Annotated in this window: 22 protein-coding genes; 17 read left to right on the top strand and 5 right to left on the bottom strand. The window is 73.4% G+C overall.

Going from position 1 to position 24,912, the window contains the following annotated elements:
• Positions 1–180 precede the first annotated feature (180 nt).
• Positions 181–687: a DUF6643 family protein gene (locus tag ACH4U7_RS41885; RefSeq protein ID WP_385629587.1), complete on the top strand. Its 507-nt coding sequence runs from the start codon at positions 181–183 to the stop codon at positions 685–687.
• 107 nt (positions 688–794) lie between these two features.
• Positions 795–1,682 carry an MOSC domain-containing protein gene (locus ACH4U7_RS41880; protein WP_398533034.1) on the top strand — a complete coding sequence of 296 codons (888 nt, stop codon included), beginning with the start codon at positions 795–797 and terminating at the stop codon, positions 1,680–1,682.
• 345 nt (positions 1,683–2,027) lie between these two features.
• Here ACH4U7_RS41880 and ACH4U7_RS41875 read toward each other — a convergent pair whose 3' ends face one another.
• From ACH4U7_RS41875 to ACH4U7_RS41865, 3 genes are all read right to left on the bottom strand, one after another.
• Positions 2,028–2,744 (bottom strand): response regulator, encoded by a 717-nt coding sequence (locus ACH4U7_RS41875; protein ID WP_398533044.1) that lies wholly within the window; start codon positions 2,742–2,744, stop codon positions 2,028–2,030.
• A 111-nt stretch (positions 2,745–2,855) separates the two neighbouring features.
• Positions 2,856–3,479, bottom strand: a complete 624-nt coding sequence (locus tag ACH4U7_RS41870) for a TlpA family protein disulfide reductase (RefSeq protein ID WP_398533033.1) — start codon at positions 3,477–3,479, stop codon at positions 2,856–2,858.
• A 74-nt stretch (positions 3,480–3,553) separates the two neighbouring features.
• A complete protein-coding gene (locus tag ACH4U7_RS41865; RefSeq protein WP_398533032.1) occupies positions 3,554–4,003 on the bottom strand; it encodes a cyclic nucleotide-binding domain-containing protein in 450 nt (149 codons plus the stop codon).
• A gap of 170 nt (positions 4,004–4,173) precedes the next feature.
• On the opposite strand from ACH4U7_RS41865, the gene ACH4U7_RS41860 reads away from it, so the two are divergent.
• From ACH4U7_RS41860 to ACH4U7_RS41835, 6 genes are all read left to right on the top strand, one after another.
• Positions 4,174–6,555 carry a phosphoketolase gene (locus ACH4U7_RS41860; RefSeq protein ID WP_398533031.1) on the top strand — a complete coding sequence of 794 codons (2,382 nt, stop codon included), beginning with the start codon at positions 4,174–4,176 and terminating at the stop codon, positions 6,553–6,555.
• A gap of 218 nt (positions 6,556–6,773) precedes the next feature.
• Positions 6,774–7,208, top strand: a complete 435-nt coding sequence (locus ACH4U7_RS41855; RefSeq protein ID WP_398533030.1) for an ATP-binding protein — start codon at positions 6,774–6,776, stop codon at positions 7,206–7,208.
• A gap of 175 nt (positions 7,209–7,383) precedes the next feature.
• Positions 7,384–8,280 (top strand): universal stress protein, encoded by an 897-nt coding sequence (locus tag ACH4U7_RS41850; RefSeq protein WP_398533029.1) that lies wholly within the window; start codon positions 7,384–7,386, stop codon positions 8,278–8,280.
• A 214-nt stretch (positions 8,281–8,494) separates the two neighbouring features.
• Positions 8,495–10,243, top strand: a complete 1,749-nt coding sequence (locus tag ACH4U7_RS41845; protein WP_398533028.1) for a GAF domain-containing protein — start codon at positions 8,495–8,497, stop codon at positions 10,241–10,243.
• Between the two features lie 79 nt (positions 10,244–10,322).
• The gene (locus ACH4U7_RS41840) at positions 10,323–10,925 is read left to right on the top strand and encodes a hypothetical protein (RefSeq protein WP_398533027.1); all 603 of its coding nucleotides are present in this window, start codon (positions 10,323–10,325) and stop codon (positions 10,923–10,925) included.
• Positions 10,926–11,098: 173 nt separating this feature from the next.
• A complete protein-coding gene (locus tag ACH4U7_RS41835) occupies positions 11,099–13,537 on the top strand; it encodes a right-handed parallel beta-helix repeat-containing protein (protein ID WP_398533026.1) in 2,439 nt (812 codons plus the stop codon).
• Here ACH4U7_RS41835 and ACH4U7_RS41830 read toward each other — a convergent pair.
• Positions 13,507–15,870: a hypothetical protein gene (locus ACH4U7_RS41830; protein ID WP_398533043.1), complete on the bottom strand. Its 2,364-nt coding sequence runs from the start codon at positions 15,868–15,870 to the stop codon at positions 13,507–13,509. The two genes, ACH4U7_RS41835 and ACH4U7_RS41830, sit on opposite strands and share 31 nt — an antisense overlap.
• 202 nt (positions 15,871–16,072) lie before the next feature.
• Between ACH4U7_RS41830 and ACH4U7_RS41825 the strand changes: the two genes are divergently transcribed.
• The 7 genes from ACH4U7_RS41825 to ACH4U7_RS41795 all read left to right on the top strand — a co-directional run bounded on the left by ACH4U7_RS41825 (position 16,073) and on the right by ACH4U7_RS41795 (position 21,530).
• On the top strand, positions 16,073–16,909 hold the full coding sequence (locus tag ACH4U7_RS41825) for a DeoR/GlpR family DNA-binding transcription regulator (RefSeq protein ID WP_398533025.1): 837 nt from the start codon (positions 16,073–16,075) through the stop codon (positions 16,907–16,909).
• Between the two features lie 180 nt (positions 16,910–17,089).
• Complete coding sequence (locus ACH4U7_RS41820) at positions 17,090–17,563, top strand: SRPBCC family protein (protein ID WP_398533024.1); 474 nt, start codon at positions 17,090–17,092, stop codon at positions 17,561–17,563.
• Between the two features lie 469 nt (positions 17,564–18,032).
• Entirely contained in the window at positions 18,033–18,395 is a 363-nt protein-coding gene (locus ACH4U7_RS41815; RefSeq protein ID WP_398533023.1) for a hypothetical protein, read from the top strand.
• A gap of 216 nt (positions 18,396–18,611) precedes the next feature.
• A complete protein-coding gene (locus tag ACH4U7_RS41810; RefSeq protein WP_398533022.1) occupies positions 18,612–19,157 on the top strand; it encodes an ATP-binding protein in 546 nt (181 codons plus the stop codon).
• A gap of 93 nt (positions 19,158–19,250) precedes the next feature.
• Positions 19,251–19,829, top strand: coding sequence for a TetR/AcrR family transcriptional regulator (locus ACH4U7_RS41805; RefSeq protein WP_398533021.1), 579 nt, complete (start codon positions 19,251–19,253; stop codon positions 19,827–19,829).
• Between the two features lie 82 nt (positions 19,830–19,911).
• On the top strand, positions 19,912–20,514 hold the full coding sequence (locus tag ACH4U7_RS41800) for a DUF4865 family protein (protein ID WP_398533020.1): 603 nt from the start codon (positions 19,912–19,914) through the stop codon (positions 20,512–20,514).
• A gap of 35 nt (positions 20,515–20,549) precedes the next feature.
• Entirely contained in the window at positions 20,550–21,530 is a 981-nt protein-coding gene (locus ACH4U7_RS41795) for a phosphotriesterase (RefSeq protein ID WP_398533019.1), read from the top strand.
• A 76-nt stretch (positions 21,531–21,606) separates the two neighbouring features.
• Here the strand turns inward: ACH4U7_RS41795 and ACH4U7_RS41790 are convergent, their stop codons facing one another.
• On the bottom strand, positions 21,607–22,833 hold the full coding sequence (locus ACH4U7_RS41790; RefSeq protein ID WP_385629627.1) for an ROK family protein: 1,227 nt from the start codon (positions 22,831–22,833) through the stop codon (positions 21,607–21,609).
• A 17-nt stretch (positions 22,834–22,850) separates the two neighbouring features.
• Here ACH4U7_RS41790 and ACH4U7_RS41785 point away from each other — a divergent pair, with 17 nt between their 5' ends.
• Together ACH4U7_RS41785 and ACH4U7_RS41780 are read left to right on the top strand one after the other, a co-directional pair.
• Positions 22,851–24,110, top strand: a complete 1,260-nt coding sequence (locus tag ACH4U7_RS41785; protein WP_398533018.1) for an MFS transporter — start codon at positions 22,851–22,853, stop codon at positions 24,108–24,110.
• Between the two features lie 56 nt (positions 24,111–24,166).
• Entirely contained in the window at positions 24,167–24,904 is a 738-nt protein-coding gene (locus tag ACH4U7_RS41780; RefSeq protein ID WP_398533017.1) for a maleylpyruvate isomerase family mycothiol-dependent enzyme, read from the top strand.
• Positions 24,905–24,912: the final 8 nt, after the last annotated feature.

Here is a 24,912-nt window from a genome sequence, read left to right as displayed (position 1 = left end):
GATCATCGGACCGCGATCGGTAACCCGTCGAAAACGAGCTCTTTACAGGATCTCAACGTACCCTGCCGACCGTTTTTGCCAGATTCGCTCGGGTTGGGGAACGCCGACCGCTCCCAGCCGGTAAAACAACCCTCTTACCGGACTCCCCAATCGGCACATCGTGGGCTTAACTTATGGGCTATGACCTCCCCCCGCGGTAGCTACGGCAGCGGCTACTACTCCTCGTCGTCCTTCCCGGACACCCCCATCTACGACAGTCTCGTCGCCGAGCGGGGGACACCGCAGATCGCGCCCATCCGAGTGGCCCCGCCGTACGACACCGGCAGCCATCTCCCGGCGTTGCCCTCCGCGCTGCCCGCGCTGCCGGCCGCGCCCTCCTCCTCGCAGTACAACCCCTCGCAGGGATACCAGACGGGTGGTGGGCAGCCGCAGCCCGGCGGGCTGCAGCAGGCGCCCTCTCCGTACATCCCGCCGCAGGCGACGGGTCCGCGCGGCTACCCGGGGACACAGCAGCAGCCCCCGCAGCAGCAGCGTCCGGCGGCGCCCAACGGCTACGAGGCGATGCGTCCGGCCATGCCGCGCCCCGCCGCACCCCGGCCGGCGGCGCCCGCGCCGTCGCCGTACGAGGACCCCTACGGCCGTCAGCAGTACCAGGGCCGGCCGCAGCAGCCGGGGGCCGGCTACTGAGCCACCCCGTGCGGCGGGGCCCGGCCCCAGGTGGGGGCCGGGCCGGCCGGGAACCGTGGGGTGACTTTGACACGACGCTGTCGGACCCGGCTGGCAAGATTGTCGGCATGGTCAATCCAGTGCTGAGCGCTATCCACGTGTACCCCGTCAAGTCGGCCGCGGGGGCCGCTCCCCTCGAGGCGGTCGTCGAGCCGTGGGGGCTTGCGGGAGACCGGAGGTGGATGGTCGTCGAGCCCGGCGGACGGTATGTGACGCAGCGCCAACAGGCCCGGATGGCGCTGGTTTCCGCCGAGCCGCTGCCCGGCGGCGGTATCCGGCTCAGCGCTGCCGGCCATGAGCCGCTGACCGTCGCCGTGCCCGAGCCGGGGGACGCCGCGCCGGTGTCGACCGTGTGGCTGCACAAAGAGGCCGTCGAGGTGGTGTCGGCGGGCGCGGCGGCCGACGAGTGGTTCAGCGGTTTTCTGGGCTCTCCGGTCCGTCTGGTCCATCTGGATGATCCGGCCCGCCGCAGGCCGCTGGCTCCGGATTTCGCTCGCGGGGGCGAGACCGTGAGCCTCGCGGATGAGTTTCCGCTGCTGCTGACCACCACCGCGTCGCTGGACGCGCTCAACTCGCTCATCGCTCAAGGGGATCACCCTGACGAGGGGCCGCTGCCGATGAACCGCTTCCGGCCGAATGTGGTGGTCGAGGGCACCGCTCCCTGGGCCGAGGACGACTGGCAGCGGATACGGATCGGCGAGGTCGTCTTCCGGGTCACCAAGCCCTGTGCCCGGTGTGTGATCACCACCACCGACCAGGAGACCGCCGAGCGCGGCAAGGAGCCGCTGCGTACGCTGGCCCGCCACCGGCGCGCCGGCGATCAGCTCCTCTTCGGGCAGAACCTCGTCCCGGAATTCCCCGAGCTTCCCGAACTCCCCTCGGCCGTCGGGCTCTTGGGGGAGGGGCGTGGCTCGGGGACACTGCGGTTGGGCGACCGGGTCGAGATCCTCGAGTAGCCGATGGCCCCGTCCGGCCCGGCCATCAGGGCCGTTCGGCCCCTTCCCGGTGGGTACGCGGCCCCCGATGCTGATCACCAGTGCCTGGGAACCACCCTCGCCACCGGGGCGTGCCGGGCTCCCACTCCACTGCGGTGAGGAGCCACACGGACGGGCGTGCCCCCGTGCCCGCGTGGGGCGCGAGACCGGAAGGGGAGTCCGGCCTCGCGCCCCACGCAAACGTCAGCTCCATGCAAACGTCAGCTCCACGCGAACGTCGACCCTGCGCGAACGTCGACCGCACGCGGACATCGGCCCTGCGCGATGCCGGCACATCCCACGGCAATGCCCGGCCCAAAAGCGACATCACTCGGCCGCGCGCCGGTCCCTGATCCGCTCGGCGATAATCGCGGCCTGAATGCGTCGTCCCACGCCCAGCTTGGACAAGATCGTCGAGATGCGGTTCTTGACCGTCTTCTCGGCGAGGAACAGCCGCTCGGCGATCTGGCGGTTGGTCAGCCCTTCGCCGATGAGCTCCAGGATCTCCCGCTCGCGCGGCGACAGCCGCTCCAGCTCCACCGGCCCGCTGGGCTGCGGCCCGCGCAGCCGGGCCATCACCCGCGCGGTCGCGCCCGGGTCGAGCATGGACCGGCCGCCGGCCACGGTGCGTACGGCCGACACCAGGTCGGAGCCGTTGATCTGCTTGAGCACATACCCCGCCGCCCCCGCCATGATGGCGTCGAAGAGCGCTTCGTCGTCGTCGAAGGAGGTGAGCATCAGACAAGCCAAGTCGGGGAGCCGAACCCGCAGTTCGCGGCACACCTCGATCCCCTCGTGGTCGCCGCCCTCGGCCGAGGAGCCGAGCCGTACGTCGAGCACCGCGACCCGGGGCCGGACGGCGGGGGCGCGGGCGATGGCCTCGCGCGCGTTGGCCGCCTCCCCCACCACGCACAGGTCGGGTTCCGCGTCGAGCAGATCGCGCAGTCCGCGGCGCACCACCTCGTGGTCGTCGAGCAGAAAGACCCCGATACGTGTCGCGGGCCCCGCGGGGTCGGCCGCCTGTGTCACTGCCTCTCCCTCCATGGCGCGCGGGGCGCGCCGGTCGTGATCCGCCGCCCAGCTTTCCGTCCGTCGCGGCACGGGGTAAGGGGCCGTTCGGCCCCTGGCCGCCCGAGCACCTGGCCGCAGGCTGCCTCAAGCCTTCTTCTGCTCCGCGATGAGCGGTCGCAGCACCCCGCGCAGATCCCGCTCGCTGAGCGGCACCAGCGCTCGGGCGGCGAGCCGTCCGCTGCCGTCGAGGAAGATGGTCGAGGGGATGGTCTGCGGGTTGACGCTGCCCCGGGGGAGCTTGAGCACGATCCGGCCCATCTGGTCGTAGAGGCTGGGGTACGAGACGCCGTACTCCTCCTCGAACCGGATGGCCGCCTCCCGGCTCGGGTCCCGGGTGTTGATGCCGACGAACCGTACGCCCTCGGCCTCGGTCTCCTTGGCCACCTTCACCAGATTGGGCGCCTCGGCCCGGCACGGCCCGCAGTTCGAGCCCCAGAGGTTGACCACGACGACATGGCCCTTGTAGTCCGCGAGGTCCAGCGGCTTGCCCTCGAGGGTCTTGCCGGAGATCTCCCGCAGTTGCTTGCGCTCGCCCGGGGCGTAGCTGCTGATCACCTCGTTGCCGCCGCCCGACTTCGAGGAGTCGCCCCCGGAGCCTCCGGAATCCCCGGAATCCCCGGTGGAGCTCGTCCCCATCCCGCAGGCCGACAGGAGGAGGGCGGCTGCCAGTACAGCGGCCGAACCGGAGGTGAAATGACGGGTGTTCATACGATCAGCTTCGCAGGTCGCGGGTGCGCCCCGGCGCCCGGGTCCCTGGTACGTTCACGGCAATATGCCGCCGGTCATGGCGATATGCCGCCCGCGTACGGCCCGTACAGGTCCAGCAGGCGGGTGCGGGCGGACTGGAGCCGGCGTCCGATCACCTGGGCGCAGGCGAGGGCGAGCGCGTAGCCGAGTTCGGTGTCCTCGTCGCACAGCCGGCGTACCGCCTCCGCGTCGAATTCGTGTGCGCGCACCGGGCTGAGCGCCTCGGCGCCCAGGTGCCAGGTGTCCGGCGGGAAGAGCCAGGACCAGCCGATCAGCTCGCCGGGGCCGAGCGTCTCGATCACGGCGGCACGCCGGCCGGGGACGTGCAGATCGAGGGTGACCGAGCCGGTGCGGATGATCCAGAAGCGGTCGGCCTTGCGCCCCTCCTCGAAGATGCGGGTGCCCGCGGGGAAGGACACTTCGCGGGCGAGCGCCATCAGCCGATCGCGGTGCTCCGCCTTGAGCGGGCTGAGTAGTCCCTTCATGTCCTCACTGTGCCGTCTCCCGCCCCTGCGCGCTCTTCGGCGGGCGTGAGAGCGGGCCGCGCGGGCGGGTCTCGAGAGCGGGTCTCGAGAGCGGCCGAAGAGCGGCCGTGCCCGGCTTGTGGCATGGTGGTACACGGGTCGTGAGGCCGCCGTCTCTCACGGAGTCACGCATGGGACCGCAAGCCACGCTCACCGACCGCGAGTTGCACAGCCTGGACGCCCACTGGCGGGCGCTGAACTATCTGGCGGCGGGCCAGATCTATCTGACCGGCAATCCGCTGCTGGCGGAGCCGCTGCGCCCCGAGCACATCAAACCGCGGCTGCTGGGCCACTGGGGCACCTGTCCCGGGCTGAACCTCGTCTACACGCATATGAACCGGGTGATCTCGGCACGTGACCTGGACGCGGTGTGCGTCTGGGGCCCGGGCCACGGCGGGCCGGCCGTGTTCGCGGGGGCCTGGCTGGACGGCACGTACGGGGAGCTGTGTCCGGACGTGGGGCGGGACCTCGCCGGGATGGACCGGCTCTTCCGCCAGTTCTCCACGCCTGGCGGGGTGGCCAGCCATGCCTCGCCGCAGGTGCCCGGCTCGTTCCACGAGGGCGGGGAGCTCGGCTACTCCCTCGCGCACGCCTATGGCGCGGCGCTGGACAACCCCGACCTGGTGGTCACCTGTGTGATCGGCGACGGGGAAGCGGAGACCGGGCCGCTCGCCGCGTCCTGGCATTCGAACAAGTTCCTGGATCCGGTGTACGACGGCGCCGTGCTGCCGGTGCTGCAGCTGAACGGCTACAAGATCGCCAATCCGGCCGTACTGGCCCGGCTGCCCGAAGGCGAGCTGGACGAGCTGCTGCGCGGCTACGGCCACGAGCCGCTGTACGTCACCGCCACCGCGGGCGAGGACCCGGCGCAGGCGCACCACGACATGGCGGCGGCGCTCGATCTCGCGCTGGACCGGATCGCCGCCTTCCAGCGGGCCGCGCGCGAGGGCGACGGGGCTCGGAAGCGGCCGCACTGGCCGTTGATCGTGCTGCGTACGCCCAAGGGCTGGACCGGCCCGGCCGAGGTGGACGGGGTGCCGGTGGAGGGCACCTGGCGCGCCCATCAGGTGCCGCTCGCCGGGGTCCGGGAGGATCCGGGGCGGCTGCGGCAGCTGGAGCGGTGGCTGCGCTCGTACCGGCCGGACGAGCTCTTCGGCTCCGACGGCCGCCCGCGCCCGGAGGTCCTGGCCTACGTACCGGCGGGCGACCGCAGGCTCGGCGCCAATCCGCACGCCAACGGCGGCCGGCTGCTGCGCGAGCTGCCGCTGCCCGATCTGGCCGGGCATGCCGTCGCCGTGGACAAGCCCGGCACCCGGCTGCACGAGCCGACGCGGGTGCTCGGCGGGCTGCTGCGCCAGGTGATGGCCGACACGGCAGGGCGCCGCGACTTCCGCCTGGTCGGGCCGGACGAGACGGCGTCCAACCGGCTGCAGGACGTGTACGCGGTGACGGACAAGGCGTGGCAGGCCGAGACGGTGGAGACGGATGAGCACCTGGGGCCGCACGGCCGGGTCATGGAGGTGCTGTCCGAGCATCTGTGCCAGGGCTGGCTCGAGGGGTATCTGCTGACCGGGCGGCATGGTCTGTTCTCCTCCTACGAGGCGTTCACCGACATCGTCGCGAGCATGGCCGCCCAGCACGTCAAGTGGGTCCAGACCGCCCGTACGATCCCCTGGCGGGCCCCGATCGCCGCCCTGAACTACCTGCTGACCTCACATGTGTGGCGGCAGGACCACAATGGTTTCTCGCATCAGAACCCCGGGTTCATCGACCACGTCCTCAACAAGGACCCGTACACCGTGCGCGTGTACCTCCCGCCGGACACCAACACCCTGCTGTGCGTCGCCGATCATGTGCTGCGCACCCGGGACGTGGTCAATGTGGTGGTGGCGGGCAAGCAGCCCTGTTTCGACTGGCTCGGCCTGGAGCAGGCCCGTGACCACTGCGCGCGCGGCCTCGGCATCTGGGAGTGGGCGGGGACGGAGCGGCCGGGCGACGAGCCGGCGGTGGTCCTCGCCTGCGCGGGTGACGTGCCGACCCAGGAGGTGCTGGCCGCGGCGTCGATCCTGCGTACGCGGCTGCCGGAGCTGGCCGTCCGGGTCGTGAACATCGTCGACATGACCAAGCTGGTGCCGCGTCAGGAGCATCCGCATGGGCTGACGGACCTCGAGTTCGACGCGGTGTTCACCCGCGACCGGCCGGTGATCTTCGCGTATCACGGCTATCCGTGGCTGATCCACCGGCTCACCTACCGGCGGGCCGTCCATCCGCGGCTCCATGTGCGCGGCTACAAGGAGATGGGCACCACGACCACACCCTTCGACATGGTCGTACGCAATGACCTCGACCGCTATCGGCTGGTCATGGACGTGCTGGACCGGGTGCCTGGACTCGCGGTGCGCGCCGCCGGGCTGCGCCAGGCCATGGAGGACATGCGCCATCGGCACCACGACTGGATCCGGCGGCACGGCGTCGATCTACCGGAGGTGGCCCAGTGGAGCTGGCTGGGTTGAGCGGGCAGAGCGGGGCTTGAGCGGATTGCCGGGCAGCGGTAGCCGATAGGAAGCGGTACGCGACCGAGTAGGTTGCGGGCGCCGCACGTCCACTTCCGGTCACAAATGGCGCCCGAGTCGTCATCGCCGGTCCTGGCATGCGCGGGCGGCCCATGGCCCGTACCCTCGGCTCCTTCATCGACCCTGCTGTCGCTCGCACTCGTCAACGGGAGGCACCGGTGCCGGCGCAACCCCGCCTGTGGTCCGCCGATCCAGCCGATCAAGCCGCCGAACGTCTGCTGCAGCGCCGCTTCACCGCACGCGAGCTGCCGCTGCTGCGCGTGCAGGTCGAGGAGTGCGCTGCCTGGGCCGGGCTGGCCGAGACGCGCCGGGGCGACTTCGTCCTGGCCGTGGACGCGGTCGCCACCAACGCGGTGGAGCACGCGGGCGGGCAGGGGGCCCTGCTGCTGCGGCGGGTCGGCAACGAGCTGGAGTGCCGGATCAGCGACTCCGGCCCCGGCTTCTCCGAGGACGTCATCCCCCGGATCCTGCCGGGTCTGGACGGCGCGACCAGCGGACGCGGGCTGTGGCTGACCCGCCTGGTCACCGACCGGCTCGCGGTCAGCGCGGGCGCCGTGGGGGCCGTGGTGACGCTCGCCATGCGGCTGCGCTGAACTGCTCTGCCGGCCACCCATACTCACCCGCCCGCCCGTGCCGCCCGCCCGCCCGTGCTCACCCGGCCTCTTGTGCTCACCGGCCCGCCACGCGCGCTGACCGGTCCCTACTCCCCCGGTCGCCTCCCGGCAGGACAATGGGAAGGAACACATCCATGTGCGGACATGAGAGGCGGTGGGCGCGGTGGAGCTACCCGTCGTGGTGGGGGTGGACGGTTCGGACGCCGCCTTCGACGCACTGGACTGGGCGGCCGGCATGGCCGCACGGCGCGGGCTGCCGCTGCGCATCGTCCACGCGTCCCTGTGGGAGCGCTACGAGGGCTACATCCCCACGACCTCGCCGGACCGCCCGGCCGAGCGGGTCCACAGCGAGGCCGTGCTGGCCATGGCCGCCGAGCGGGCGGGGCGGCGCGCCTCGGCGCTCAAGGTGATGACCGACGTGGCGCCCGACGACGCGGTGACGGCCCTGCTGCGCGCCGGGCAGAGCGCGGACGCGGTGGTCGTGGGTTCGCGGGGGCGCGGGGAGTTCGCGTCCCTGCTGCTGGGCTCGGTGGGTCTTGGCATCGCGGCCCGCGCGCACTGTCCGGTGGTGGTGGTCCGCGGCCGCCCGGAGAATGTGCAGGGCCGGTTGAACCGGGTGACGGTGGGCATCGCCGAGCGCGAGCGCCCCAGCGGACCCGAATACGCCGCGGGTGCGGCCGCGAACGCCTTCGCGCTGCGCGAGGCGCGGCTGCGCGGCTGCGAGCTGGAGGCGGTGCACGCCTGGCGTTACGCGGCCGCCCAGGCGGCCGGGGAGCACGGGAGCCCCGAGGACCGGGCGCGGCGCGCCGGCGAACTGCTCGACGAGGCGCTTGGCGGCGCCTCGGCGGCGGCGCTGCCGCCCGTACCGGTGGCGCACCGGGTGGTCGAGGCATCGCCCCGCAAGGCGCTGCTGGACGCCTCGGCGCACTCCGACCTGCTGGTGGTGGGGGCGCGGCGGCGGCACGGCCACTTCGGTATGCAGCTCGGCCTGGTGAATCACGCGGTACTGCACCATGCGCAGTGCCCGGTGGCGGTGGTCCCGCAGAGCTGAGCAAGCACGGCGAGCGGATTGAGCACTCGGACGGCCTGGGCACCCGGACGACTCGGGCACCCGGGAGGCTTGAGCACCCGGGCGACTCGGACACTCGGACGACTTGAGCACCCGGACGACTTGAGCACCCGGACGACTTGGGCACTCGCGCCCCTGAAAAGCCTCGGCGCGGCTAGGCTGCCGTCAAGCGGCTGACGGGCACGACGGAGGCCAGGTGTCGGGCACTGCGGATCAGGGGCGCCATCCGGCACTGCCCCAACTGAGTCTGGACCAGCTCCTCCACGAGTTACAGGCGCGGCTGGACGCGGCGCGCGCCACGCAGGGCCGTACGCACAACCTGCTCGAGGCGGTGCTCAGCGTCGGCCGCGAGCTGGATCTGGAGCAGGTGCTGCGGCGGATCGTGGAGGCCGCGGTGGTGCTGGCCGACGCGGAGTACGGCGCGCTGGGCGTGGTCGACCAGCACCGGCTGTCACAGTTTCTGCCGGTGGGCATATCCGAGGAGCTGGCGCGGCGCATAGGGCCGCTGCCCGGCGGCCATGGGCTGCTCGGCGAGCTGATCCGCCGTCCGCAGCCGCTGCGGCTGACCGATCTGGCCGCGCACCCGTCCAGCCAGGGCTTTCCGGATCACCATCCGCCCATGCGGTCGTTCCTGGGGGTTCCGATCCGGATCCGCGACGAGGTCTTCGGGATTCTGTATCTGACCGAGAAGCGCGGCGGCATGGGCTTCGACCCGGAGGACGAGGCGGTGCTGACCACCTTGTCGGTCGCCGCGGGCGTGGCCATCGACAACGCCCGGCTGTATCACGAGAGCAGGCGCCGCGAGCAGTGGCTGGAGGCGTCGGGGGTGATCACCCGGACGCTGCTGGCCGGCGCCCCGTCGGGCGAGGCGCTGAGCCTGATCGCCCGCCTCGCCCTCCAGGTGTCCCTGGCCGATTCGGCCGCGGTGCTGCTCCCGGCCGAGGGGACGGGCAGCCTGCTGGTGGAGGTGGCCGAGGGCCATGACGCGGAGCGGCTGGGCGGGCAGGTGGTCCCGTCGGACGGGTCGCTGGCCGGTTTGGCCGCGCGTACCGGCCGGCCCGCGGTCAGCGGCGACATACGGAACGATCCGCGGGCTTGGCCGATCCCGGCCCGGGAGGGGGAGTTCGGCCCGCTGGTGGCCGTGCCGCTGGTCGCGGGCGAGCGGAGTTCGGGGGCGCTGCGGCTGTGCCGGCTCGCCGGGCGGCCGCCGTTCGACGACAACGAGGTGGCGCTGCTCTCCGGGTTCGCGGCGCAGGCGGCGCTGGCGCTGGAACTGGCCCGGCACCGAGCCGAGTCGGAGCGGCTGGCGCTGCGCCACGACCGCGACCGGATCGCGCGCGATCTGCATGACCTGGCGATCCAGCGGCTGTTCGCGACGGGCCTGACGCTGCAGAGCGCGGGTCGGCTGATCAAGCACCCCGAGGCGGCGGAGCGGGTGGGGCGGGCGGTGGACGATCTGGACGAGACCATCAAGATCATCCGCTCCACGATCTTCGCGCTGCGGGTGGTCGGGGACGGCGACGCCGAGGCCACCGGTCTGCGCTGGCGTCTGGTCAAGGCCGTCCGGTCGGCGTCCGATGTGCTCGGCTTCACCCCGTCGCTGGTGGTGGACGGGCCGGTGGACACGGATGTGCCGGACGAGGTGGCCGATCAGGTGCTGGCGGTGCTCGCCGAGGCGCTGAGCAACACCGCCCGGCATGCGCAGGCGCGGCGGGTGGACGTACGGCTGAACGTCGGGGCGGAGGTCGCCTTGACCGTCACGGACGACGGGGTGGGCATGGGCGGCAGCGCGCCCAGCGGCGGCCTGGTCAACATGCGCTCCAGGGCCCAACTCCACGACGGCACGCTGCACATCGAGGCACCCGAGGCGGGGGGTACGCGGCTGGTGTGGCGGGTACCCCTGGCATCCGGCCGACCTTACGCGACGGAGGGCCCGACCTCGTGATATTGCTCTCTCTTCGACGAATCCACGTATTTCCGGCCCGGCATGCGGTATCCACGAATGGGGAAGGGGGTGCGTGAGCATGCGGACGATCCGCGGACTGTGGCGCTGGCGGCGCAACCCGCTGCGCCGTGGAACGGACCTCGCCGAGGCGTGGGCGGCGCTGCTCGCCGTGTTGCTCATCGTCCTCGTGGCCCCCGCGGTCGGCTGGGTGGCGGGCTCCCTCACGAATGGGGCGCTCCAGGAGGCCGTACATGAGCAGCGGGCGCATCGTCAGTTGGTCACGGCGACCGTGGTGAAGGTCCTGCCGCACCCCCGTATCGACTCCGACCCGGAGACCGCCTCGGCGCGTGATGCGCACCGCCGGGTGTTCGCCAAGTGGACCGGGCCGGACGGCAGCAGGCACTCCGGGGCGCTCGGCACCCACCCGGGGGCCGACGCGGGCGAACAGATCCGGATCTGGACCGACGGACAGGGTCGGCCGACGGGCCGCCCGCTGGACGAGGCGACCGCCGCCACCCATGCCGTGCTGGCCGGGTTGGCGGCGGGAGCGGCCTCGGCGGGGCTGTTCGAGGGCGCCCGGCGGCTGGTCGTATGGCGGCTGATGCGCCGGCGTTACGCCCAGTGGGACATCGAGTGGGAGCGGGCCGGCCAGGACTGGGGCCGGGCGGGTGCCGGCAGTTGACGGCCGTGTGCCACCGCGTCGCACCGCGCTGAGGCGCGGGACCGGAGCGAAGCGTTCCGGCCACGGCCGCGTCAACACACCGCCCGCCACGCACGCTACGGTTGGGCCTTCACAGCACAGTGGCAAAGTCGCACGCAGCCGGCATACGCACGAGGTGGGGGCACAGCAGCACCATGGCACAGGGCTCGGTCGTCCAGGTGACGCACAGCGGAACGTCGCGGTGGCGGCGGCGCACAGGAGAGTACGCCTCCCTCTCGGCGGCCCTGGAGGCCGCGGGGGACGGTGATGTGCTCTCCATCTCCCCCGGCACCTACCGCGAGAATCTGGTGGTGGGCCGGGCCGTCACCCTGCGCGGCCCCGAGGGTTCGGGGCGCGGCTCGGTACGGATCGCCCCGGCCGACGGCGTCGCCCTGACCATACGCGCGTCCGCGGTGATCCAGGATCTGCATATCGAGGGCCAGGATTCGGCCTCGCCCGCGCTGCTCGTCGAGGAGGGCGCCCCGGAGGTCTCGGATGTGCGGGTGGCGACGCGCTCGGCGGTGGGGATCGAGGTGCGCGGCAGCGCCCGGCCCACCGTGCGGCGCTGCACCGTGGACAATCCGGCGGGCGTGGGGGTCAGCGTGCTCGACGGGGCCGGTGGGGTGTTCGAGGACTGTGAGGTGGTGGCGGCGGGCCAGTCGGGCGTCGATGTGCGCGGCGGCGGGCATCCGCGGCTCGAGCGCTGCCGGGTGCACCACGCCTCGGGCGCGGGGCTGTCGCTGACCGGCGACGGCAGCGCGCTGGAGGCGGTGGGCTGCGAGGTGTACGAGGTCAAGGGCGCCGGTGTGCAGGTCTCGGGGCGCGCCACGGGGTCTTTGACCGACTGCCGGGTGCACCGTACGACCGGCGACGGCATCAACCTCGACACGGACGCGGTGCTGACCCTCGCGGACTGCGATATCCACGACGTCCCGGAGAACGCGATCGATCTGCGGTCCCGGTCGGTGCTGACCCTGACCCGCTCGAAGGTGCGCCGGTTCGGGCGCAACGGCCTGTCGGTGTGGGACCCGGGCACGCGCGTGGACGCCAACCAGTGCGAGCTGCACGAGAGTACGGGTGACTATCCCGCGGTGTGGGTGAGCGACGGGGCGACGGCGGTCCTCGACTCGTGCCGGGTGCACGACGTACCGGACGCGCTGTTCGTACTCGACCGGGGCTCGCGCGTGGACGTCGTCGACAGCGATCTGTCCCAGGTGCGCAACACGGCGGTGTCGGTGAGCGACGGGGCGACCGCGCAGCTGGACGACTGCCGGATCCGCGAGGCGGCGACGGGCGCCTGGTTCCGTGACCACGGCAGCGGCGGCACGCTGGCGGGCTGCACCATCGACGGGGCCTCGACCGGCGTGATCGTCACCAAGGGCGCCGACCCCAGGGTCGAGCGCACCACGGTCACCTCCCCCACCGAGGCCGGTTTCTATGTGTCGGCCGAGGGCCGCGGCACGTTCCACAACTGCCGGGTGACGGGCAGCAGCGGATACGGCTTCCACATCATCGACGGCTGCCGGTCCACCTTGACCCGGTGCCGTACGGAACGGTGCTCGCGCGGCGGTTACGAGTTCTCCGAGGCCGGTCCGGTCGTGGAGGACTGCACGAGCGACGAGAGCGCGGCCACGCCCGCCGCGCGATCGGCCGCCCCGGCGGCCGGGACCCCCGCGGTGGAGACCGCCACATCGACGGGCGGGCTGCTGGGGAGCATTCCGGCGCAGCGCACGGCCGAGAGCGCCGCCGCCCCGGCCGCGCCCGCCGCCCCCGCGGTGGAGGTGCGTCCGTCCACGGCCGTACTGGGCGAACTGGACGCGCTGGTGGGCCTGGAGAGCGTCAAGCGCGAGGTGCGCGCCCTCACCGACATGATCGAGGTGGGCCGGCGCCGCCAGGAGGCGGGGCTCAAGGCCGCGTCGGTGCGCCGCCATCTGGTCTTCACCGGCTCCCCCGGCACCGGCAAGACGACGGTGGCCCGGCTGTACGGGGAGATCCTGGCCTCGCTCGGGGTGCTGGAGCGCGGCCATCTGGTGGAGGTCTCCCGGGTGGACCTGGTCGGCGAGCACATCGGCTCGACGGCGATCCGCACCCAGGAGGCGTTCGACCGGGCGCGCGGCGGTGTGCTGTTCATCGACGAGGCGTACGCGCTGTCGCCGGAGGACTCCGGCCGGGACTTCGGCCGTGAGGCGATCGACACGCTGGTGAAGCTGATGGAGGACCATCGGGAAGCGGTGGTGGTCATCGTGGCCGGCTACACCGAGGAGATGCAGCGCTTTCTGTCCGTCAACCCGGGCGTGGCGTCCCGCTTCTCGCGCACCATCACCTTCGGGGACTACGCCCCGGAGGAGCTGCTGCGGATCGTGGAGCAGCAGGCGGAGGAGCACGAGTACCGGATCGGCGAGGGTGCGGCCGAGTCGCTGCTGAAGTACTTCACGGCGATCCCCAAGGGCCCTGCGTTCGGCAACGGCCGCACCGCCCGCCAGACCTTCGAGGCCATGGTCGAGCGGCATGCGGGCCGGGTGGCGCAGCTGACCGACCCGAGCAAGGACGACCTCACGCTGCTCTATCCGGAGGACCTGCCCGAGCTCTTGTGAGACGGCGGGCCGGACTTCTTGTGAGACGCCGGGTGTTGTTCCGGGAGGCGGGCCAGCAGCCCGGCCCGCTCCCGGTCGAAGGTGGGGTCGGCCTGGTAGTCCGCGTGGCCGAGGATCGGGGCGGGCAGCGGGTGGTCGGGGGTACGGCCGTAGGCGAGCGGGTCCTTGAGCCCGTCGTGGTCCACCTCGGGCCCGGTGCCGTCCGGCAGCCGGATGGGGCCGCCTATGGGGTCGGTGTACCGCCACAGGTTGCGCCAGCAGCGCACCTCGTCGTGCAGGGAGCACAGCTCGGCCGTGCCGAAGTAGGCGGGGAACCAGCGCCCGTACAGCCGCTCCAGGGGTGAGCCGTAGGTCAGCAGCGCGACCCGGCCGCGGGTGCGGCGGTCGACCTGCCAGACCGCGGCGGCGGCCAGCACGCTGCCCTGGGAGTGGCCGGAGATCACCAGCCGGCCGCCGTGGCGCCGGGTCCAGGTCTCCATCCGCCAGGTCAGGTCGGGCACGGCCCGCTCGGCGTAGCAGGGGGGCGCGAAGGGGTGGGCGGCGCGCGGCCAGAAGGTGCCCACGTCCCACAGGATGCCGATGGTGCGGCGGGCCGAGGGGCTGCGGTAGGCGCGCCGGGCCCAGGTGACGAGCAGCAGGAACGCCAGGCCCATCAGCCAGGAGCCGAGCGCCTGCGCGGTCTGGGCAGCGGCCTCGATCACCGGGGGCGCGCCGTCGGCGGCCCGTCCCGGCACCTGGTGGCTGACCCAGGCCCCGACGACCGCGGCCGCGCCGAGGAGCAGGGTGGCCAGGGCGACGGGGCCGACGATGCCCGGCGCGGAGTCGGTGAGCCCGGCGCGGGCGATCACCCCCGCGATCTTGCGCGTGCGCACGCTGTCGGGCCGCTCCCCCGGGTAGCCGTCGGGCACGGTACGGACCAGCCGGCGCCGCACCCGCCACACCCGGACGGCGAAGAACAGGGCCACCAGCACCACCACGAGCAGCACGGTGGGGATGACCGCGGCCTGCCAGGACAGCAGGACCGGCGGCCCGTCCATCGGGGCGCCGCTGTCCATGCCGGGCGTGGCGTCGCCGTCCAGCCAGTCGGCGACGCGCTGGGCGACGCCGCCGCAGAGCACCGCGCCGAGCCCGCAGGCCAGCATCGCCACGGCCGGACCGGCCAGGCCGCGCAGCGGGGTGCGCCCGGCGGGCGCCGCGCGGTGCAGCGCCAGGGCGCAGCCGGCCAGGGCGACGACCAAGGTGCCCTGGATGAGTGCGAGGACGCCGAAGGTCGCGTCGCCCGGCAGCCGCCCCTGGGAGGTCCAGCCGGGGCGGGACCAGCCGGCGTACAGCATGGCCAGGGCGAGCAGGCCGAGGGCGGCGCCGGGCAGGGCGGTGGTGGTGACCCGGTCCAGCTCGTCATCGAGTTTGGTCTCGCTGCGGCCCCGGCGGCAGACCACGTACACCACGAGCACGCCGCCCGTGCCGAGCAGGGCGAGCAGCAGCCATCCGATGGCGTCGAGGAGGGCGCTGCCGCCCGGCTCGCGGTCATGGGCGGCGGTGGCCATGGTGAGGCCCGCCGCGACGGTCAGGAAACACGCGGCGGTGTGCGCGGCGCGCAGCCGGGCGACGATCCTGCGGCCGTACCAGAAGCCGGGCAGGCACAGCGCGGCGCGGTTGCCCGAGGCGGGGTCGGACTCGTCCACCGGCCGGCGCAGCGGGGGCTGTGACTCGTACGCGCTCCAGGTGCGGTTGGACAGATACCACAGCAGCCCGCCGAGTGCGGTGGGCACGAGCGAGGCCAGGGCGAGGCGGCGGCCGGGCTGGCTCCACCAGCCGTGGTCCCGGGGCGACATGAAGCCGAGCCAGGACCTGTGGCCGCCGCAGGAATGGGAGCCGGCGCACTGCCAGGCCACCAGGTCGAGCGCCACCTCGCAGGCCCCGGCGAGCAGCAGGACGGTCAGGCTCAGCGCGATCAGCCGCACCAGGAGGCCGTAGCTGCGCACGGTGCGCTCTCGCCGGTCGGCGGCGGGCCGCATCCAGTGGGCGAGGTTGGCGACCATGAAGGGCAGCAGGAGCAGCCACAGCGCGCGGGCACCGTTGCCGGAGGTGAGGTTGGACCAGCAGTAGGCCTCGCGGACCGGCGATTCGCGGTAGTCCTGCGGGCGGTCCTCGGCGTCGGCGTCCTCGATGCGCCGGTAGATCCCCGCGGTCTCGTCGCCGGTGACCAGCACGGTCCGCGGGTCGGTCAGCATTTCCTGCGGGGTGGTCCCGCCGACGCCGTGGACCAGTAACTCCAGGTCGGGCGGGGGACCTCCGCCCGCTTCCGCCGCCGCTTCGGTACTCGTACGCATCGCCTGTGCCACCGTGTCCCCCGATCCCGGTGTGGTCGTTCCGTCCAGGATCGTGCCCTCGGCGCGGGCGTCCGACGCGGCCGCGCCGGGCGTGGCGAAATCGTAATCCCGGGGTTCGGAGACGATCGTGTGTCCCCGCGGCATGCGAAGATGTGCCCGCGAGCGGTGGAAGGCCGAGGGAGACGAGAAGGGACGGGCCGCGGTGAGCGACAACCAGAATCTCCTCGCCGAGCAGCGGCGTGCCCTGATCCTCGACGAGGTGAGACGGCGCGGCGGGGTGCGGGTCAACGAGCTGACCCGCAAGTTGAACGTGTCGGATATGACGGTCCGTCGCGATCTGGACGCCCTGGCCCGGCTGGGCATGGTGGAGAAGGTGCACGGCGGCGCGGTGCCGGTCGCCGAGGCGAGTACGTACGAGCCGGGGTTCGAGGCCAAGTCGGGTCTTGAGCTGAGCGCCAAGGAGGACATCGCGAAGGCCGCCGCGGCGATGGCCGCGCCCGGCACCGCCATCGCGCTGGCGGGCGGGACCACGGCGTTCGCGCTGGCGCAGCAGTTGCTGGATGTGCCGGATCTGACCGTGGTGACGAACTCGGTGCGGGTGGCGGACGTCTTCTACAACGCGCAGCGGTCGGCCGCGGGCGGCGGGGCGGGGCCGCGCCCCGGGGCGGCGACGGTGGTGCTCACGGGCGGGGTGCGCACCCCCTCGGACACGCTGGTGGGTCCGGTCGCGGACGCCGCGGTCCGCTCGCTCCACTTCGATGTGCTGTTCCTGGGGGTGCACGGGATATCGGTGGAGGCCGGCCTGTCCACCCCGAACCTGGCGGAGGCGGAGACCAACCGGCACTTCGTCCGCTCGGCGCGGCGGGTGGTGGTGGTCGCCGACCACACCAAGTGGGGCACGGTGGGCCTGAGTTCCTTCGCCTCGCTGGACGAGGTGGACGCGCTGGTGACGGACCCGGGGCTGCCCGGGGAGGCGCGGGCGGAGATCCTGGAGCATCTGCCGGGGGAGCTGGTGGTGGCGGGCGAGGCATCCATGTGAGCGTGTCTCGGGGCGCTGCGCGGGCTGGACTGAGGGGCCGCGCAGCGACGAAGGAGCGAGCCGTGACGAGGGAGGCCCGCGCATAGAAGCGCCGCGAGACTGAGCGGGAAGAGGGGCGCGGGGAGAGGCGACTCGGCTGGGGCCGCAGACATCTGACGGGCAGTCAGTTACCTTGGCGGCATGAGGCATCGTCTGCGTCCCGTGGGACTCGACTACGTCCGCACGGCCCCGCTGCGGCTGGCCTTCGTCGCCGAGACCACCGCCCCGCCCGAGGCGGTGTTCAAGGCGCTGGCCGATGTCGAGAACTGGCCGCGCTGGTACCGCCAGGTCGCCGCCGCCCGCTCCACCGACGACGGCAAGGGCCGCGAGATCCGGCTGAAGGGCGGCACCCGCTTCATCGAGACGGTCATGGCAGCGGACCCCGCGGAGTGCTACGCCTACCGCGTGGACCGGACGAATACGCCGGGGCTGCGCGCCCTGCTGGAGGAGTGGCGGCTGATGCCGTCCCCCTCCGGCACCGGCTCCGTGGTGCGGTACACCTTCGCGGTGGACGGGGCGGCACCGCTACGGGGCGCCCTGCGGCTGCTGCGGCCGGGCCTGCGGCGCGCCTTCCGCGACGCGGTGCGCGCACTGGACCGCCGACTGGCCGGCTGAGCCGCCGACTGAGCACGGGCACAGGTCGGCGGAGTCTTCCTGAGTCGTACGGGGTCGCCCTGAGTCGCCCTGAGCCGTGCTGAGCAGCGCTTGTCGAGACAGCGCAAGGAGCACTTTTCGGGACACCGGTCGCCAGGGTCGCACAGGAGCGCGACCCCGCTCCCCGTGCGCCCCCGATGCCCCCCCGGCGCCCCTTTCCGCGACGACCTTCAACGCGCCGCACGGCTCGGCGACCGCAGAGCCGCCCGCCTCGCACCCCATGGCCCGCTCCAGGGCCGGGTGCCGACGGTCTCACCGGCGGCGCTCACCGCGCTCTCCACGCGCCGCCCCTTGCCTCTTGCGGCGACCCAGTGGTGAACTTGGACCTTTTCGGATCATAAGTGGGCACCAGTGCGCCCTGGCATCCCGTGCCCGTCCCGGGCACACTGCGCAGCAGGGAAGATATGAAGGACATGGGAGAGCGGCGCGCATGCCGGCGAGACAGATCGGGGAGGCGGTCACCGTGGCCGATACCGAGTTCAACGCCCGCGGGGTGCGGATCGAGCGGTTTCTGCGCTCGGTCACGCATGCCGGACAGGTGCTGATCAAGGACGGCAGGCTGCAGTTGCTGACCAGCTACGGCCGGGAGATCGACAGCGCCCCCGTGCAGTCGGTCCATGCGAGCAAGCCGTGGTTCACGGACGGCGACCAGGCCCTCGCGACGGTCAACGGCACCCGCTACCGCCTGACTCTGGGCCAGCGGGACGCCGCGGCGAAGGCCGCCGCGCCCGGCGCCGCCAATCGCCTCCTCGACGCGATCCGCAGCGCGCGAGGCCATTCACCCAAGGGCTGACGCCTCCCCCGGCCACCGCCGGGAGGTGCCCCCTGAGTTGCGCATGCGGGCGGCGGGGCTGACCCTGGACGCACATCAGTTATCACTGAGGGTCAACGGGCGGTGACGCTGAGAACCGGCCCCTTCCCGGTCGCGCCCAGCAGCCACCACTGCTGAACGTGTTCGACGCCCGCATCTGAATCAGGCTAGCCCCAACTTCTTCAGGGAGTCGCAGCCGTGATCAGTCGTCCAAGCAGGCATTGCACGGTGGAGCTGCAGGCCCTGCCGTCGCGGATCGGACAGGTCCGCAGAATCGTGTCCGCGCAGTTGCGCTACTGGCATCTGGATCCGCTCATCGATCCCGCCGCGCTCGCCGTCACCGAACTGCTCACCAACGTCCACCGGCACGCCGAGCCCGACAAGCAGTGCACGGTGGAGATCGTTCTCATGATGGACCGCCTGACGGTCTCGGTCCGCGATCAGGATCCGCGCCTGCCGCGCGTCCGCGAATGCGATCTGCTGGCCACCCATGGCCGCGGGCTCGCCCTGGTCGCGGCGGTCAGCCAGAGCTGGGGCATGCACGCCCGGGACGACGGCAGCGGGAAGGTCGTGTGGTTCACCCTGGCCGTGCCGCAGGCCGCCACCCCCGCCAAGTCCCCCTTCGCGGCGCATGGCGCGGGCCGCACCGCCCCGCCCGACCGCACCGACCTCGCCCGCCCCGCGCCGCCGGCCGGGGTGATCCGGGAGCGGGCGCCCGCCGCCCGGTCCGCCGTGCATCACTGACCGTGCACCACTGACCGCGCACCCCCGGGTCCGACGGCGTGTCGGACCCGGCGCCACACCCCATCTGTACTTACTAGTATGTACAGTGGCCTCATGAGCACTGCGGAGCGGTTGATCGAGAGCACCCAGGACCTGCTGTGGGAGCGCGGCTACGTGGGCACCAGCCCCAAGGCCATCCAGCAGCGCGCCGGCGCGGGCCAGGGCAGCATGTACCACCACTTCAGCGGCAAGCCCGACCTCGCGCTCGCCGCCATCCGCCGCACCGCGGAGCAGATGCGCGCCACGGCCGAGGCGTGCTTCTCCGCCCCCGGGACCGCGTACGACCGCATCCGCGCCTATCTGCTGCGGGAGCGGGAGGTGCTGCGCGGCTGCCCGATCGGCCGGCTGACGATGGATCCGGACATCAACGCCGACCCCGCGCTGCGCGAGCCGGTGACGGAAACGCTCGACTGGCTGCGCGCCAGGCTGGCCCAGATCGTCTCCGAGGGCGTGGAGCGCGGGGAGTTCGACGCGGGTCTTGACCCGGAGCGGACCGCCGCCTCGGTCGTGGCGACCGTCCAGGGCGGCTATGTGGTGGCCCGCGCCGCGGGGTCGGCGGCGCCCTTCGACGCCGCCGTACAGGGCCTGCTGGATCTGCTCGCCGCCCGCGCGCCTCGCCGCCCCGCTGCGTAAGGCCCCCGCCGTTCCGCCTCGCACGGCGCCGGCTCGTCAAGGCGCCATGCGCTCCCCCGGTCTGACACGACAGGAGTTCTCCTTGCACGCCATGCAGTACCGGATCACCCTGCCCGCCGACTACGACATGAAGATCATCCGGCGCCGAGTGGAGTCGAAGGGCCCAGCCCTGGACGACTTTCCGGGACTCGGACTGAAGGCATACGGCATCCGCGAGCGCGGGGTCGACGGCTCCCCGGTCAACCAATACGCGCCGTTTTATCTGTGGGCCGAGCCGGAAGCCATGAACCGCTTTCTGTGGGGACCCGGATTCCAGGGCATCGTCCGGGACTTCGGCCGCCCCGCGGTCGAGAACTGGCAGGGGCTCGCCTTCGAGCACGGCCCGGCCCTGGCCTCCGTACCGCGCACCGCCACCCGCCACGCCGTGGCCGTCCCGGCGGGCGCCGACCCGTCGGGCAGCGGCCCGGCGGGCGCGGTCGAGGACGCGCTGGAGGAGCTGCGGCGGCTGGCCCGTACGGACGGGGTGCACTCGACGGCCCTCGGCATCGACCCGCGCGGCTGGGAGCTGCTGCACTTCACCCTCTGGGCAGACACCGCCCCGCCCGGCACCCCCGGCGACCGCTACCAAGTGCTCCACCTCTCCGCGCCCGACCTGGCCCGGCTCCCCCGCGGGCGCCAGTGGTGAGCGCGGCCGGACAGGCCCGAGAGGCACGACAGGCCATGGGAGAGACCACGGGGCAGACCGTCCCGCAGACCGCCGCGCCGACCGCCGTACGGAGCGCCGCGCAGACCGCCGTACGGACCGTGCTCGGCGATGTCCCCGGCGATGCGCTGGGCGTCTGCGACGCGCACGACCACCTGTTCTTCCGCAGCGCGCTGCTGCCCGGGCAGGAGCTGGCCGATGTGGCCGCGGCGGACGCGGAGCTGCGGGCCTTCCACGGGCTCGGCGGGCGGGCGGTGGTGCAGTGGACGCCCTACGGCCTCGGGCGGGCGGCCGGTGAGCTGGTCGGGCTCTCCCGGGCCACCGGCGTCCATCTGGTGGCCGCGACGGGGCTGCACCAGGCCCACCACTACGCGCCGGGCACCGTCGAAGCGGTGCTCGACGGGCTCGCCGAGCTCTTCGTCGACGAGCTGACGCGCGGCATCGGCGGCACGGGGCCGCGCGCCGGGCTGATCAAGGTCGCGGGCGGCTTCCACGGCCTCGACGCCCACGCCCGCCGCACCATGGCCGCGGCCGCCCAGGCCCACCATCGCACCGGCGCGCCCATCGCCGTGCACCTGGAGCTGGGGACGGCCGCCCTGGACGTCCTGGACCTGCTGTGCGACGAGCACGGGGTGGCGCCGCAGCGCGTGATCCTCGGCCACCTGAACCGCTCGCCCGACTCGGTCGTGCACCAACAGGCGGCCCGGGCCGGGGCGTTCCTCGCCTTCGACGGGCCCTCCCGCGCCAACCACGCCACGGACTGGCGGCTGCCCGACGCGCTGGTCGCGCTCGTCGACGCCGGGCACGCCGACCAGCTGCTGCTGGGCGGCGATACGACCACGGCCGCGGCCCGGTCGGTGAACGGCGGCCCGGGCATGCCGTATCTGCTCCGCCGGCTGCGCCCACGGCTCGAACTCGCCGTGGGTGCCGATGTGGTGCACCGGATCCTCACCGCCAACCCGGCCCGCGCCCTGGCCACGGTCTGGCGCGCGGACTGACGTACGGGCCGGCTGTACGGACCCGGCACTTGGACCGAGGGCGGGCCCGGGGTCGGCCGTATCGCACCGCCCCGGGTCACGCAGCGCCAAGCGCCTCCAGCGGGTCGTCGAGCACCGCCTGCCAGGCCAACTCCGCCGCGCCGACCAGGCTGTTGTGGTCCAGGGTGCACGGCAGGACGGGTACGCCCCCGCTGCGCCCCCACAGGCTGCGCTCGGCGACGACCGCCCGCAGCCGCTCCGGGTCGGCCTCCAGGAGCTCGCGGTGCAGCCCGCCGAGGATGATGCGGTCGGGGTTGAGGATGTTGACGAGCCCGGCGAGGCCGAGGCCGAGCCGGTCGATGAGCAGGTCGGCGGCAGCCCGCACGGACGGGTCGGCGTACTCCTCGCGGAGCAGGTCGCGCGCCTGCTGGAGAAGCGACACCTCGGGTCCCGGGTCGCGTCCGGCCGCGACGAGGAAGGCCAGCGGGTCGGCCTCGATGTCCAGACAGCCGCGGCTGCCGCAGTGGCAGGGCGGTCCCTCCGGGTTGACGGTCAGATGGCCGACCTCGAGGGCCAGGCCCGCGCTGCCGGTGTGCAGCCGCCCGTCGAGGACCAGCGCCCCGCCGACGCCGCGGTGGCCGGTGGCGACGCAGAGCAGGTGCTGGGCGCCGCCGCCCGCGCCGTGGCGGTGCTCGGCCAGGGCCGCGAGGTTGACGTCGTTGCCGGCGAGGCCGGCCAGGGGCGCCCCGGACGGGCCGCGGACGCCCGCCGCGGCGAGGCTCCGGGTGAACAGCTCGCGTACGGGCGCGCCCGCGGGCCAGGCGATATGCAGCGGGTTGAGGGCGGTGCCCTCCGGTTCTGCCACCGCGGAGGGGACCGCGAGCCCGGCGCCCACGCAGCGGCGGCCGCTCGCGCGAAGCAGCCGGGCCCCGGCCTCGACGACCGCGTCGATGACATGTGCCGGATCGGCGGGCACGGTCATACAGCCGGGGTCGGTGGCCACGATCCGGCCGCCGAGCCCGACCAGAGCCGCGCGGAAGCCGTCGGCGTGCACCTGGGCGGCGAGGGCCACCGGGCCGTGGGGGGCGATCGCGAGGCGGTGCGAGGGGCGGCCCTGCGCCCCGGCGGCCCCCAGCGGGCGGGAGTCGACCTGGATCAGGCCGAGCGCTTCGAGTTCGGCGGCGACGGCGCCCGCGGTCGCTCTGGTCACGCCGAGTTCGGTCGTGAGCACCGCCCGCGTGGGTGCTCGGCCGGTGTGTACGAGCTCCAGCGCCGGGCCGAGAGCGCTTCGGCCCCGCTCGAGCCTTGTCCGTGTCTGGGTCACGCCCCTATTCTCACTTTGTGCCGACACGAAACAAAACATGGACGGTCATTCCGGGGAGGCGGCGCCCCGCCGTGGCCGACCGTTCGCTCGCTCAACTGCGCACCGCCATCACCGCGTTCTTCGCCCTCGACGGATTCATATTCGCTGGTTGGGTGGTCCGGATTCCCGCGATCAAGGACCGGACCGGCGCGTCGGAAGGTGCCCTCGGGCTCGCCCTGCTCGGCGTTTCGGCGGGCGCGGTGGCCACCATGATGATCACCGGCCGGCTCTGCCGCCGCTTCGGCAGCCACGCCACGACGGTGGCCTTGGCCGTCCTGTTCTCGCTCAGCGTCGCGCTGCCGCCGCTGACCGGCTCCGCGCTCGCCCTCGGGCTGGTCCTGCTGGTCTTCGGGGCCGGGTTCGGCGGGCTCAACGTCGCCATGAACAGCGCGGCCGTCGATCTCATCGCCGCGCTGCGCCGCCCCGTCATGCCCAGCTTCCACGCCGCGTTCAGCCTGGGCGGGATGGCAGGGGCGGCCCTGGGTGGGCTGATAGCGGGGCGGCTGAGCCCCACCACCCACCTGTCGCTCCTCGCCGCGTGCGGGCTGCTGCTCGCGGCGGTCGCGGGCCGGGCTCTGATCCGCCTCCCGGTCCCCCTCCCCGTACCGGCGCCGCTTGAGGAAGGCGCGGGGGGCGCGACACCGGATGGGCGGGCGCCCGGAGCCGGTTCCCGGAGCGCGGCGCGCCGGCTGGTCGCCGTCTTCGGGCTGATCGCGCTGTGCACGGCGTACGGCGAGGGGGCGATGGCCGACTGGGCCGCGCTCCATCTGGACCAGGACCTGGACGCGTCCCCGGGGGTCGCCGCGGCGGGCTACTCGGTCTTCGCCCTGATGATGGCCGTCGGCAGGCTGAGCGGCACCGCGCTCCTCGAACGGCTCGGCCAGACCCGCACGCTGGTCGCGGGCGGCACCACGGCCGCGGCCGGCATGCTGCTCGGCGCGCTCGCTCCCACCGTCTGGCTCGCGCTCCTCGGCTTCGCCGTCACCGGTCTCGGCCTGGCCAATCTCTTCCCGGTCGCCATCGCGCGGGCGGGCGCCCTGACCGGGCCGAGCGGGGTCGCCGCGGCGTCCACCTTCGGCTACGGCGGGATGCTGCTCGGCCCGCCGGCCATCGGTTTCCTGGCCGACGGGCTCTCCCTGCCGACCGCCCTGACCACGGTCGCCCTGCTGGCGGCGGTGGCGGCAGCCGTGGCGTACGGTGCGCGCCGGGCAGGTCAGCCCGCCGACGAGCCGGCGTGAGCCCAAGTCCACTGCCCGGGCACGGGATGTCCGATCAAGACTGGCAGAATTCCGCCATGGATACTGCCGAGTTGATCGACGCTCTGGACCGGGATAGCCGGCTGCTGGCTGACGCCGCGCAGCAGGCCGGGCCGGACGCGCAGGTGCCCACGTGCCCCGATTGGCGGGTACGGGACCTGCTGGCACACGTCGGGATGGTGCACCGCTGGGTGACCCGCATCCTCACCGAGGGGCTGACCGAAAGGGTGCGGCCCCAGCCCGGCCAGGAGCCCGAGGACGCGGATCTGACGCCTTGGTTCCGCGACGGCCACGGCGCGCTGGTCAAGGCGCTGAACGAGGCCGACCCCGAGGGGCGGTACTTCACCATCCTGCCCACCTCGGACTCGCCGCTCGCGTTCTGGGCGCGGCGGCAGGCACACGAGACGGCGATCCACCGGGTCGACGCGGAGTCGGCGGCGGGCAAGGACCTCTCCCCCGTCACCCCGGCCTTCGCGGCCGACGGCCTCGGCGAGCTGCTGACCGGGTTCCACGCCACCGAGCGGAGCAAGGTGCGGACGGAGACGCCGCGCACCCTGCGGCTGCGGGCCACGGACGCCGAGGTCGTCTGGACGGTGCGGCTGACCGACGCCCCTCCGCGCGCCGAGGTCGGCGATGCCGGAGAGGCCGACTGCGAGCTGTCCGGTTCGGCCGAGGAGCTGTATCTGACGCTGTGGAACCGCCTGCCGATGACGCGGCTGCGGGCCACGGGCGACACATCGCTGGCCGAACTGTGGCGGGAGCGCTCGGGCTTCTGAGACGGGCG

Source organism: Streptomyces sp. NPDC020845, assembly GCF_044334165.1.
Taxonomy (GTDB): Bacteria; Actinomycetota; Actinomycetes; order Streptomycetales; family Streptomycetaceae; genus Streptomyces.
The sequence above is the reverse complement of the archived record's forward strand: the minus strand, read 5'-3'. Positions and strand labels throughout refer to the sequence as shown.